Source organism: Sphingobacterium detergens (assembly GCF_003610355.1).
GTDB lineage: Bacteria > Bacteroidota > Bacteroidia > Sphingobacteriales > Sphingobacteriaceae > Sphingobacterium > Sphingobacterium detergens.
The window spans coordinates 67,349-80,053 of record NZ_RAPY01000005.1 but is presented as its reverse complement, the minus strand read 5'-3'; the positions used below and the strand labels follow the sequence as shown (position 1 = coordinate 80,053).

Genomic DNA, 12,705 nt, shown 5'->3' with positions numbered 1-12,705 from the left:
TTAAAATTTAAAATTCCAGGTAACTGAAGGGACGATGCCAAATAAAATTATTTTATAAGCTTCTGTCAGATTGGGGTTGGTTTTGTTCTCCCGAAAGTCAATAGTATAAGCGTTTTTGCGGTTGTAGGCGTTATATATGCCAATTGTCCAGCTGGAATGAAAACGTTTATTCGTATGATGTGGATCGTAAGTCGCGGATAGGTCCAGGCGATGATAGTCCGGCATACGGTAGCCATTCCGCTCTGTATAGTAGAATAAGGATTTGCCGTTGACAAGGTACTTCCCACTGGGAAAGGTAACGGCATTTCCGGTATTGAAGACAAATGTTCCGCTAAGTGTCCAGGTATTTGAAAGCGCATAATTCGCCACAACCGCGAGATCATGCGTACGATCCTGACGCGCATTGAACCAATTTCCGCCATTGATCCCATTAAATTTACGACGGCTCTTGGAAAGTGTATAACTAATCCAGCCCTTTAGCCGGCCGCTGTTCTTGCGGAGGTAGCCTTCCAATCCATAGGCCCGGCCTACACCAAAGAGTAGCTCCCCTTCAAAATAAGCATTAGCCTGTAGTGTTGCCCCATTGCGTATATCAATCTGATTGCCCAGACGTTTATAATAGGCCTCGACCGAAAAATCATACTGCTTGTTCGCAAAAGTACGAAAGTATCCCAAAACGGCCTGGTCCACACGTTGTGGTTTGATATTTAGACTGCTGAGGACATATTGGTCAGTAGGTAGGCTTGCCGTGGTATTGGTCAGTTGATGGAGGTTTTGCACGATGCGGTTATAGGAGGCTTTTAAACTGCTCTGTTCATCGAGCAGCAGGCTGGCAGACAGGCGTGGTTCCAGATTGATATAGTGTTTAGCAATCCGGCTGTTATCCCGTTTTTCAGAAATAGGCTTTCCGTTTTCGTCAAATTGATAGAAAGTCCGTTTGCCTAAGACCATAAAATCATGGAGATGGATGCCATAGTGTATAGATAGATTCGTTGTAGGTTTCCATTCATGGGAGATATAGCCCCCCAGATCGATCCCGCGCTGGCTTTCGATAGCGGTCGGATTGACAGATTGGCTCTTACCGGTAGCGAGATTAGCTGGCCGAATGGATTGGGCCAATGCAGCGACACCAAGTCGGATGGTATTATTGGTGTTCGCATAAAAGGAAAAATCCTGCTTGGCATTGATATTCCGAATTTTGGAGGCGACCTGAAAATCGATCTGCTCGCTGGAAACACCTGCCTGATAGTCGAAGCCGCTGTAAATAAGGGAAGTGCTGCTGGATATTTTATCATTGAATCGGTGGTTCAATCCTGCTGTTGCAGTGCTGTTCCCCCAAGCAATATTAAAGAGGTCGCTGTACTTTAATTTGTCTTTGCCATGATAGCCAGATAGGTATAGGCTGGTCTTCTTCCCAAGGTTAAAACTGAGTTTGGCATTTAAATCATAAAAATACAAGCTATTATTGGCCATGTCTTTACTTTTGGCCAGTTTTAAAAAGGAGTCTGCATAGGAGCGACGGGCACTGAATAGAAAAGAACTCTTGTCGCGGACAATTGGCCCCTCTAATTTTAACCGGGAAGCGATAATCCCTAGACCACCTTCGCCGGAAAATTGCTTTTTGTTGCCATCCAACATGGAAATGTCTAAGACTGAGGAAATCCGTCCGCCAAATTGGGCGGGTATTCCCCCCTTGTAGAGCTGAACATCCTTGATCGCGTCCGAATTAAAAGTGGAAAAGAATCCCAGCAGGTGCGAAGCATTATAGACGGTAGCTTGGTCGAGCAGGATGAGGTTTTGCCCACCATCCCCGCCACGTACATTGAAACTGGTCGAACCTTCTCCGCCGCCTTGTACACCGGGTAACAGCTGTATGGTTTTAACGAGGTCTTTCTCGCCAAAGAGTACGGGGACATCCTTAATATCTTTCATACTGAGATGGACCGTGCTCATCTGTGGGTCATCGAGCGCTTCACCCTTCTCTTTTGCCGATACAACAACTTCAGCTATTCGATTGGCAGCAGGCTTTAGATCAAAATTTCTTTCACGGGATTGGAATAGCTCAATCGTAACGACCTGTTGCTGATAGCCGATGTAACTGATCGCAAACCGATGTGTTCGCTGAGGTACTGTTATGCTGTAATGCCCCAGTAGGTCTGAGCTGGCGCCTATGCTGTCATTGACGCTGGAAATAATTGCCCCGTTAAGCGGCTTTCCGGTGTTTGCATCCCGAATGATACCACTTATTACAGCTTCTTGTGCTGAGACAATAAAAGGGGATAGTACAAGAGAAATGGGCAGAAGGTACTGAATTATTGGACGCATTTGTGGCTCTTATCTGAATTGATGTATACAATAAAAAATGAAACGATGTATTAACCCTTTATTAATATTTGTTTTGATAGTTTAAGTTAAGCTCACGACATAATGTCTCCTATTTTTGTTCGGTTTAGCTATTATGTAACGCTTTTGGTACATTGAATATTGTTCTAAACCTGTTATTTAAGCGACAGATTTACTTGAGATCAGCATATTGATTTACAGGGCAAGAAACGATATGATGGATATTTATTTAGAAATGTGTAATTTAACAGCTGCTAAACAATGTTGTAAATCTAACTAATGGGTAAAGATTATCATTTTAAAATGTCTGCCGAGGAGCTGCAGTCGAAGGTCATCGATTTTTTGCGCTTCCCCTTGATCGTCGGGGTGGTATTTATTCATACCGATTTTTCAGATATTGTGATGACGGGTGTAAAGCAGATTAGTTTTGTTAATTATCCTGTTTTCTCACGGATCTTTTTCTTATTCTCCAGGGTTATTTTCGAGGCCTGTGTGCCGCTTTTCTTTTTTATTTCAGGTTTTTTATTCTTCTATAAAACAGTGGGTTTTTCAAGGGAGATTTACCTTCAGAAATTAAAAAATCGTATTCGATCACTTTTGGTTCCATATATTTTCTGGAACCTGTTGATCATCCTATTCCTTATGCTTGCGCAAACGTTTTTATCGGGCAGCTTGGTTTCTGGTAGGAACAAATTAATAACAGATTATAGTTTATTGGATTGGCTCTGGTCCTTTTGGGATACTTCTCAAGTAAATCCACATATGAAGAAAACCTTACCGATCAACTCGCCATTTTGGTTTATTCGTGATTTGATGGTCGTGATAGTTTTTTCTCCGATAGTTTATATACTCATTAAAAAGTTGAAGGCTTATGCTGTGATTATATTGGGATTGCTCTGGATTTTTAATCCTTTCTTTTATTTGCCGGGACTGAGCATCGTTTCTTTCTTTTTCTTTACAGCGGGAGCTTATTTCAGCATTCATAAAATGAATTTTGTTGAAGTCCTAAAACCAATGTTGCGCGCGCTCGCCCCCTTGTATATTTTGATAGTGGTTATGGCGCTCTATTTCGCGGGTGCTGGATGGTGGTCCTATCTCTATTGTGCAGGGGTTGTAGTGGGTCTTCCCCTCACAATAACGGTATCCGCCTATTTTATCGAAAGCGGAAAATGGCATTTGAACCCTTTTTTAACCAATGGCAGCTTTTTTATTTATGCCTACCATCGTTTGCCATTGGTATTTGTGATCAAAATTTTATTTAAGTGGCTCCATCCGCGGTCGGATGGAGCATTGTTATTGTTGTACTTAGCTTGTCCGGCTATCGTCATCCTGCTGGGGCTGCTTATCTACAGCCTACTTAGGCAACGGTTGCCCCGATTCACGGCGATAATCAGTGGTGGACGTTAATACGATCAATATGAAGAAGTATAAATGGATAATTGTTGTTGTACTGGTGCTATTTGTAGGTGCATTGTCCGTCAAGTATGGCCGAAAGATGCTCAACAAAAATAAATACAAAAGAATCAAAACCGAGTATGTTTTTACGGATGTCATCAACCTAGGATGCACTTCGGTCAAACAACAAGGAGCATCAAATACCTGCTGGTCCTACACCGGTAATTCGTTTTTGGAGTCGGAGATGATTCGGATGAGGAAAGAGCCTGTTGAAATTTCTCAGGTTTTTACCGCTAGACAGGCCTATTTGGATAAGGCGCATAATTTTGTACGCCTCCATGGTGGCTTGACAATGGGTGAAGGTGGGCAATTACATGATGTATTGAATGTATTCCGTAAATATGGCGCGATGCCTCGATCGGCTTATGCTGGACTGCGTGGTAATCATACCTATAATGATTTCAGGGAAATGACCCCATTATTAAATTCAATGCTCAAAGTATTGGTCAAGAGTAAGCCCTTGACACCGAATTGGGAGAAAGCCTATAGCGCTACACTGGATGCGCATCTTGGGGAAGTGCCCGAAAAATTTGACTATAAAGGGAAGGCTTATACCGCACGCGCATTCGCAGATCAGGTGATTGGAATTAATCCGGACGATTACATAGGGTTTGCGTCTGTGACAGATCATCCGAATTATAAACCTTTTGTGCTGCTGGTACCCGATAACTGGTCCTTTGATCGGTTTTATAATGTACCAATGCAAGATCTGGTGGATATTATTGACAATGCACTGCAACAGGGCTATACGGTTGCTTGGACAACGGATGTATCAGAGAAGGGTTTCTCCTGGCAATATGGGATTGCTTATGTGCCCGAAAAGTCCTTTGACAATATGTCTAATGAGGAAAAGAAGAGAATGTTTGTAAAACCAATGGCTGAGAAAAAGGTCACAGCCCAAGAGCGGCAACAAGCGTTCGATAATTATGGTACCACAGACGATCATGCCATGCATATTGTTGGGCTTGCCAAGGATCAACATGGTAAAGAATATTACCTTGTTAAGAATTCCTGGGGTAAAGCCAACGATTTTAAAGGGTACATGTATGTCACCAAAGAATTTGTGAAATATAAAACGATTACACTGATGTTGCATAAAAATGCGCTCAATCCTGCATTGTTATCTAAAATTAATTTAACAGAACTATAAGTATTGCAAAAAAAGCTGCAGATGTTGTTGTAATTCCCAATTGTTTCCATAATTCAATGGGAGGTTTGTTGTATGAAAAACAACAACACAATCATACAATTTTCTGGAGCTTTCCTGATGGCCTGGATGCTATTGGGGGTAACGAATGCGCAAGCCCAACAAGGTCGATCTATACCCGATAAAGTACATCATGCCGAACCCTTATATAATGATCTTGTTCGTGATTTGGGCGCAAGGAAGGGAGAAAAGGAGTTTAATGTTGGCGCAGATATCAAAAAAATGAGTAAAGCAGATGAGTATGGTTATTTGGCCGAATATGAGTTTGCACCCATAGATCGATTGGGGCTGGAAGTAGAGACAGACTTTGCTTATACAAAAAGTAAAATGACCAATGTTTCCTCAGGCAATAAACTCGAAAGATTAAGATTGTCATCGCAATATTCCTTTTATGTTTCTAAGCCGCAAGCAACAACATTGGCTGTAGGTTATACCCAAATTTTTAATTTTGTGGATGGGGGAACTGCATTTAATCCTTTTTTCGTAGCTGCTAAGAGCTGGTATAACAATTGGCATACATTGATCTATACAGGACCAGAAATTGCTTATCATTATAAATCACATACAACCGAAATGAACTGGCAGATCAATACCTCCTTGCATTACACGCTACCCCAAACAGACCATTTTATTGGATTGGAGATCAACCAAGAAATCGCCTCAGGGAGCTTTGAAACGACACTTCGCCCACAGGTGAAATTGGGGCTGAATGATAAATTAGCTATCGGTATGGCGGTCGGATTTCCGATAGGAGGAAAGGAAAGCGCAATTAGCTCATTTTTCCGTTTGATTTATCAGCTTTAAGATCTCCGAAACCCTTTGGGACAATCGCCGTCGATAATTATCGTCGAATCCTAATGTAATGAAAGTAAATGAACTGCTTTTGCCAAAAATTCCTTCGGGCTACATGTAATCTTTAGACCAAAAATTTGCTCTTATAAGCTTCATCTAGATAAGCTCCCAATGAGCGGGTTCTTTCGGTGTCCGTATTGCTGATATAACGCTGAAACATCAGCTCGGTACTATGTCCTGTTGCTTGCATAAGCAACGGTGTGGGTATCTTTCCGTAAAAATTGGAGGCAAAGCTGCGTCGGCCGATGTGACTGGTAATGGCTTCCCACTTTTGTATCAGCTTTTCTGTCGACCTGAAACCAGTTCTGGTGCGAACTTTGATTAGGCTATTTATGCCGGCAAGGCGTGCGATTTCCTTAATCTGTTCATTGTATTTCTGAGCAGAAAGTTTTGAGGGGAAGTTGTTTCCATTGTCCGACATAATATGTATGGCTGTCGGATGCAGCGGCAACAGTATTGTCTTTTGTGTTTTCTGCTGTGTAAAGGAAAGACAGGGTTTTCCGTCGAGGATTTCCATCATATCCAGGTTAAAATTCATAAAATCCGAAACGCGCTGGCCTGTGTAACAGCTAATGACCAGCCAGTCTTTAGCGGCCTTCAATTCTGGGGGGACGACAGTTTCTTTGATACGAATGAGCTCATCTTCGGTGAGACTGATGACCCGGTTGTATTTTTTGATTTTTGGGAGTTCCAGTTCGTAAACGAAGGTCCGTATTCCTCTTTTTTCTAAAAAATTGAGTACAGTACGAACAAAATATATGGTGCGATAAATGGTGCTTGAACTATAGGTTTCCAGTTCACCGAACTTAATAAATTCTTTGACAAAATTACTATTTACTTCATTGAGCATCAGGTGTTTTTGCTGGAAGCCTTCAAAGCGCTTTAGCATGCTAAAAAAGACCTTGTATCTTCGATGTGTATTGCTGGATATGAGATGCAAACGGCTCTGGATAAAATTTTCAGTCGCCTCCAGCAGACTTCCTTTTGCAAACGAACTTTCGTTCAGAACGCAGGACTTTTTTATAAGGCGGGTGACAACATTGAGCGAGAATTTACGTTGTTTAGATGCTACCTCCTTCAGGTAATTTGATACGGCGATTTTGATCGCGTCTAATTTTACATTAAGCTTTTTGTAAATTTTTAGATAAATGTTTTCCGGGCGTTGTTTGTCCGTATTCCATCGGGTAGGATTGATCTTTAAAGTCGTTTTTACAATGAACTCATTTTGTTGTTCATCAATAAATTTTAGGGCAATTATAGAAGTTGAACCTGTTCTCAACAGGGTAAAATTGAAAATCATCGCGTACACTTTTTAGTATTATCTGAGCATAAAGATAATAGTATATACGAATTAGTCTAATTCAGACTACAATTTCACTTACTCAAATATACCATTTTTATTTTAAAGACGTGCAATAGATTGTGTTAAAATAACTGCGAGATTAAAAAAAAAATGTAGTTGCCAGCCTAATCCAACGCTATAAAAAAATCACAAAATTTATCTACCTCATAATCAATGAAAAATATTTTTTTTCTAGTCTGAATTAGACTAATAATGTAAAGTCAAGCCCTTATTAAAAAAACGTTTAGAAATCAATAAACACAAAAAAAATGAAAGCCAAACTGAATTATATCCGGCCCAAAGTCTGAATAATACTTGTCGAATTGGAGAAATGTTTTAATAAAAATTCTCCTTACCACCACGAAAAAAAAAGACAAAGGAATTGTAACAAAATGTTAAATGTTAAACTGGTGGAAATGAAAATACTTCCATATTAATCTTTTGATGGTTTTGAGGGAGTGTCCTATAGTTTAATGCAAAAAACAAGCACACATGGAAAACAAGATTAAGTTGATCTTTGCGGATGACTGCAGGCTCCAGCAAAAAATTATTGAGCTGCTTTTAACGCAACTTGATCTGTTCGACCTGCAATTTATGGCAGATAATGGGAGTGAATTGCTACGGTATCTTGGGTCTTGCAAAGTACTGCCCCAGATCTGTATTTTGGATCTGCATATGCCTGTTATGAATGGGATAGACACCGTGCGCGAAATGAGACGCAGATTCCCATCCATTAAAGTATTCGGGTATACAGCTACAGATAGTCTGATCGAAATAAGTGATTTCAGACGGAATGGAGTGCTGCAGGTTTTTTCAAAACGCAATCCGAAACAGATGTTGGAGGTGATTTGCAGTTATGGAAAGATGGGCGCACGATATGAGAGCCCCCTAGTTGTTAGAAAAAATAGTTCAATCATTTCGTATGACAACTCCTGATAAATTGGGCAATATCACGACTGCCGGCTTCCGGTTCTTTGGTTTTCGGAACATTCCCGATCAGGACATCGAACAAAATTTGGGGGATTTTTTTAGGATATTCAAGACCTTCGAGCCGATTGATATCGTCGTTGAGAAAGAAAAATATCATCTAAGAGCAAACCAGATGATATTTGTTGGTCCGGGTAGGTTCATTGACATGTCAAATCTACGTGTGGGCAGAGGTTATTTGCTCTGTTTCACGGCCGCATTTTATGAACGTTCGGTGGAGGATACCGCGACTATTCATTCACCAGTATTTTTTGGGGAACGCCCGGTACTGTATCATGATTCCTGCTTTGGTGAACAAGTTTTTAATCAGCAGATTACGATCCGTCTCGGTAGGGCGCGTATGCAGGGTGATTATATATTTGATCTTGTTGCACATCACTGTGTGGAATCACTTTTGTTGGATGTGTATCATGAGGTATCGGCCGGCGATCAGATGCCGCAGCCAAAGCACACAACCGATATCGGACTGGTAAACCATTTTTCGATGTTGATTCATAAACATTGCCGGGAATATACTGCTGTACAATTCTATGCTGACCAGCTTCATGTGACTACGCGCAAGCTGACGGATATATGTTTGTCGATGACTGGAAAAACTGCTAAATCGATGATTTTGTCGGTTTTGGTGCAGCAGGCTGTAAGGTATATCAAGCATACCAATCTGTCCATTTCACAGATATCCTATGAAATGGGTTTTAATGATGAATCTAACTTCCGAAATTTTGTAAAAAAGCAGACAGGTCATATTCCACGTGCGCTTCGGGAAAGTTAGTTCAAATGAAAGTCAAGGAAAATGATATCGTATGAAAGTTGACCGTTTCATCTTGATCGTGGTTATGTTGCTTTTTGAGCTGTTCAATAGCAGGAATGCTATGGCGCAACAAGCTTCATTGACAATTCGATTGGGTACTTTTATCTCGGTAAGCTGTGTTACCAATCATGTTTATTTGCCGTCGGGTGACAGCGGTAAAATTTCTTTGGATTCTTTGGTTTTTAAAGTTCCTGGACCATTTGAGTTGCAGGTAATTAGCGAACGCGTTGATATTGGGAAGGAGGTTGGTAGCGAAACAACTGGGCATAAAAGTTTTATATTTGGGAACAGACCACCTATAGCACAGGATAAGGGTGTTAAGGGAATAAATGGGCAGGGGCAGATAAGGTTTCCGCTTCAACCTCAGACAAATACTTGTGTTTCAATAACTGCATTATAGCCCTTGAGTTTCGGCCGCGGACTTAAAATACAAAAAAGGTCTTTTGCTGATGCTACCTTTACATTTGGGTTTGGGTAAAGGTTTTCGTTGCAATACTTCATGCCCCACATATTTTCGTAACAAGCTATAGATCCTTTCGGTGCTAAAATTGATTTTATAATTTTCATGAAAATCATCGACCATCTGTTCGAGTGTCCGGGGTTCGGTAAAATAATCCGAGGCATAAACAACATAGGCGATCAGTTCGCGTTGTCGCCTCAGATCCTCATTGACCGTTTCATTAGCGGGATCAATTTTCTGTTTCAGAAGGAAGTTTTGCTCCTGAGCGGATGTTATTTCTTTAAAGACGCTTAAGCTGGGAAGATTGTCGGTATCTATGACCAGTGCTATTTTTGGATTGAAAAAATCTGCAAGTGGAATGGAAAACGGACTGCATATTTTTGCGACATGTTCGACGGTGATGGTGAGCGTTTTATTGTAATGACTGCGCAGTGGTCCTGCCGTTAAACCGGCGAAATTGGCGAGACCGTTGAGAGAGAGCCCAGTCTGATTCATAATCTCCGTAATTCGTGATGAAATTAATGTGGCCAATGCATTGTCTGTAACTTTTCCCATTTTATTTTCTGAAATGATATCCTGTAGCGCAGCGGATCAATTGTCCATCGTGTCACCTGGATCAAATGTCAGGCTGCCGATATGTTAAGAAGTTTCAGGGTTAAATCGTCAGCTTCTTATGTTGCAGAGACTGGCAATAGGTGATGTGGATTTTGATGTAACAAGTTGGTTATCAGGTGTAAAAAAAATAATGGAACGAACGCCTTCGTTCCATTTTATCCATTAATATTATCAAGTCGAACGCAAAAAAAATGACTTGATGGTTCAAAAGTAGAAAATATAATTGGAACTTTTCGTGTGAAAATTGACGTTAATCGTGTTAAAAAATGTAAAAAAAATATTTTGTAGGGAGTAGGCTACAAAAAAATGCGGCTAGATATTATCTAGCCGCATTCTTGGTACGTGATATTGTTCAATATCAGTTTATTTTAGTTTGCGCGTACACAACGTACGTTTTTGAATGTAGTTCTTAGTAGATCTAGACCCAGTAGCTCAACGTTTAGAGCCTCAGCAGTAGTAGATGCTTTTATAAATGGATCTCCAAATGGTAAGCCTAAAACTGCACGTCTGGTTGTGAAAGCATGGTAGCCATAGTAACCAACTCTTGTGCCTAAAAGATCTAAAAGAGGACCTGCTAATACTGGAGAATCTGTCCAGAATGCGGCTGCAGTATTATAGCTATCGCCTAGAATATCTACATTCGTTCCAATAATTCTGAAACCTAATAGATCTGCATTAAGTGTTGATAATCCCAGCCCCAATAACCCTTGCCCGCTCGAGCCAATCTGTGTGAGTAAAGCTGTATTAACAATCTGTCCATTGTAGAAAATGCGCATATTGTTTGAGTTTGAAGTAGCATCTCCAAACGCATTTGTTCCAGCAGTACCTCCAGCAGTGAACGCATATTGTGCATGGTTGCCACCAGTTGTTCCAACGGCAGATCCTGGTGCAGGATCTGCAGCTCCTAATAACGTTCCTACTAGGTTCAATACATTATTTAGTACCCCAGTCGAAGAAGTTAATGTTGATACTTGAGCGCCAGTAGGCTGTTTCCAAAGTCCTTGAGGATATATTTTAGTACAAGGGTCTCCCTTTTGTGCCAAAGCGGATGGGAATCTTGCTGCTACTAATGATCCATAAGAGAAGTAACCGTCCGCTCTACTTCTTTGCGCATTTGTCGCGTAGAATGCAAAATTACGAAGAGGATCAGCATTATTTCTGTCATATAGGTTTGAACGACTCCATTTTACGGCTGCTGCTCCAGAACCAGTGGTTAAAGGCGATTCAACGACATTTAACAATAAGTGGTGACTTTTTCCCAATTCGGGTGTAACAGAGAAATTAAAATTAGATGCAGTCGTAAAGTAGGTACGTGCCAATCCGCCATCCACATGATTAACAGTTAAATTTTGCAACTGTACGGAGATCGCACTTTGTGCAGCAGTTGAGGCTGTATAGACATATGCGATTTTAGCATCGTTGTATAAAGGATCAACATTTTTGAAATCAGCATAACTAAGGGTCGGCGTAAATGTTGAGCCTGCAGTAACCGCACCTGTCAGTAGGTCAATACTACCAGTTGCCAAATTCAGGCCTGATACAGATACACTTGGATTTCCAGTAATATTACCGAATACACCGATGGTATTTAGTTCTATGCCAACACGAGAAAATGAGTGATTGAAAAGGATATTAATATTCGAACTAGTTGCTAAATTAACCGTACCAGAAGCATACAAGACATCCTTATTTTGAGGAAGTGCAATTGCTCCGCTCGCTGGCGTTAATGATGGTGCGTCAACTTTTGAGTTGTAAGAGAGTGCGACCCAAGTGTAAGATCCAGCTGGATCAAGCCCATCAATAGTGCCTGCGGTGCCAGACTGCAATTCTTTAGCTGCAACCAATGTACTTCCAGAGTAGATGTACACCACATATTTAGTGTCTTGTTCCATATTCTCTGTAACACCAGGTGCAACGTCGGCAGCTGTGCCATTTGATCGCGCTGCATGAGCAGTGGTAGTTTTTACAGGAACAGTATTATCCATAGAAACTGCCATATCAACATCGGAGAAGGAATAAATTTTGCTCTCGGCTGTGTTGTTAGAGGAAGAAACTCCTGCACGCTTTACGCCTGCGTCGTTATTGGTTTTAATACCACCTACTGCGATGGTTAATTTGTTGCTTTTTGTGTCAACAATCGCTGTTTTTGAATCTTTGGAGCAGCTCGTTATTAACGTACCTGGTATCGCAAGTATTGCCATTGCAACAACCCAGTGAGCTCCTTTTTTTTGTAGAAATTTCATTTTGTGCTTTTCTGTTGTTAATAATTACAATACTTCCTAAGATCCTTCACCGTTATTGGTTTCATCTGCTCCAGCTCCCCAGCCGCTCGATTGTGGAGTCGCGCCCGGTTGTGCTTGTGAACCTGCAGCAATGCCTTGCTCAAGTTCAATAACGTTCTCCTTAATGGACGGAGCAACGTACATTTTTTTTGCGTTCTTATTCATGATAATATTATTTGGATAATTCCATGCTATTGCTAGCATGGGGTTTAAAATTTAATGGACAATTTAATTCTTCATTGTTAAAAATTTAAAAATTAACGTTTTGATAAGCTGCTTGTCTCTGCGTACAGACAAGTATTGTTGTTATCGTCGCGCCAATTTTGTTATAATAATCTTATTAATGCTGTT

General features: G+C 40.8%; 11 protein-coding genes. 6 read left to right on the top strand and 5 right to left on the bottom strand.

Features of this window, described 5'->3' with window-relative positions:
• Nucleotides 1-2,325 (bottom strand): TonB-dependent receptor, encoded by a 2,325-nt coding sequence (locus tag DFQ12_RS21315; RefSeq protein WP_120261087.1) that lies wholly within the window; start codon nucleotides 2,323-2,325, stop codon nucleotides 1-3.
• A 297-nt stretch (nucleotides 2,326-2,622) separates the two neighbouring features.
• Between DFQ12_RS21315 and DFQ12_RS21310 the strand changes: the two genes are divergently transcribed.
• The 3 genes from DFQ12_RS21310 to DFQ12_RS21300 all read left to right on the top strand — a co-directional run bounded on the left by DFQ12_RS21310 (nucleotide 2,623) and on the right by DFQ12_RS21300 (nucleotide 5,809).
• Nucleotides 2,623-3,750 (top strand): acyltransferase family protein, encoded by a 1,128-nt coding sequence (locus tag DFQ12_RS21310; protein WP_208642600.1) that lies wholly within the window; start codon nucleotides 2,623-2,625, stop codon nucleotides 3,748-3,750.
• A 10-nt stretch (nucleotides 3,751-3,760) separates the two neighbouring features.
• Nucleotides 3,761-4,948: a C1 family peptidase gene (locus tag DFQ12_RS21305; RefSeq protein WP_120261086.1), complete on the top strand. Its 1,188-nt coding sequence runs from the start codon at nucleotides 3,761-3,763 to the stop codon at nucleotides 4,946-4,948.
• A 72-nt stretch (nucleotides 4,949-5,020) separates the two neighbouring features.
• Nucleotides 5,021-5,809, top strand: a complete 789-nt coding sequence (locus DFQ12_RS21300; protein WP_120261085.1) for an HAEPLYID family protein — start codon at nucleotides 5,021-5,023, stop codon at nucleotides 5,807-5,809.
• Between the two features lie 112 nt (nucleotides 5,810-5,921).
• Here the strand turns inward: DFQ12_RS21300 and DFQ12_RS21295 are convergent, their stop codons facing one another.
• On the bottom strand, nucleotides 5,922-7,157 hold the full coding sequence (locus DFQ12_RS21295; RefSeq protein ID WP_120261084.1) for a tyrosine-type recombinase/integrase: 1,236 nt from the start codon (nucleotides 7,155-7,157) through the stop codon (nucleotides 5,922-5,924).
• Between the two features lie 534 nt (nucleotides 7,158-7,691).
• Between DFQ12_RS21295 and DFQ12_RS21290 the strand changes: the two genes are divergently transcribed.
• Genes DFQ12_RS21290 through DFQ12_RS21280 form a run of 3 tightly spaced genes read left to right on the top strand, consistent with a single transcriptional unit; the run spans nucleotide 7,692 to nucleotide 9,397 of the window.
• Nucleotides 7,692-8,135, top strand: a complete 444-nt coding sequence (locus tag DFQ12_RS21290) for a response regulator (protein WP_120261083.1) — start codon at nucleotides 7,692-7,694, stop codon at nucleotides 8,133-8,135.
• On the top strand, nucleotides 8,122-8,958 hold the full coding sequence (locus DFQ12_RS21285) for a helix-turn-helix domain-containing protein (protein ID WP_120261082.1): 837 nt from the start codon (nucleotides 8,122-8,124) through the stop codon (nucleotides 8,956-8,958). The genes DFQ12_RS21290 and DFQ12_RS21285 overlap by 14 nt, the downstream gene beginning before the upstream one ends.
• A gap of 31 nt (nucleotides 8,959-8,989) precedes the next feature.
• Nucleotides 8,990-9,397 carry a hypothetical protein gene (locus DFQ12_RS21280; protein WP_120261081.1) on the top strand — a complete coding sequence of 136 codons (408 nt, stop codon included), beginning with the start codon at nucleotides 8,990-8,992 and terminating at the stop codon, nucleotides 9,395-9,397.
• Here the strand turns inward: DFQ12_RS21280 and DFQ12_RS21275 are convergent.
• From DFQ12_RS21275 to DFQ12_RS28215, 3 genes are all read right to left on the bottom strand, one after another.
• Complete coding sequence (locus DFQ12_RS21275) at nucleotides 9,392-10,012, bottom strand: hypothetical protein (RefSeq protein ID WP_120261080.1); 621 nt, start codon at nucleotides 10,010-10,012, stop codon at nucleotides 9,392-9,394. The genes DFQ12_RS21280 and DFQ12_RS21275 overlap by 6 nt on opposite strands.
• A gap of 428 nt (nucleotides 10,013-10,440) precedes the next feature.
• The gene (locus tag DFQ12_RS21270) at nucleotides 10,441-12,315 is read right to left on the bottom strand and encodes a fimbrillin family protein (protein ID WP_120261079.1); all 1,875 of its coding nucleotides are present in this window, start codon (nucleotides 12,313-12,315) and stop codon (nucleotides 10,441-10,443) included.
• A gap of 36 nt (nucleotides 12,316-12,351) precedes the next feature.
• Nucleotides 12,352-12,519: a hypothetical protein gene (locus DFQ12_RS28215; protein ID WP_167457328.1), complete on the bottom strand. Its 168-nt coding sequence runs from the start codon at nucleotides 12,517-12,519 to the stop codon at nucleotides 12,352-12,354.
• Nucleotides 12,520-12,705: the final 186 nt, after the last annotated feature.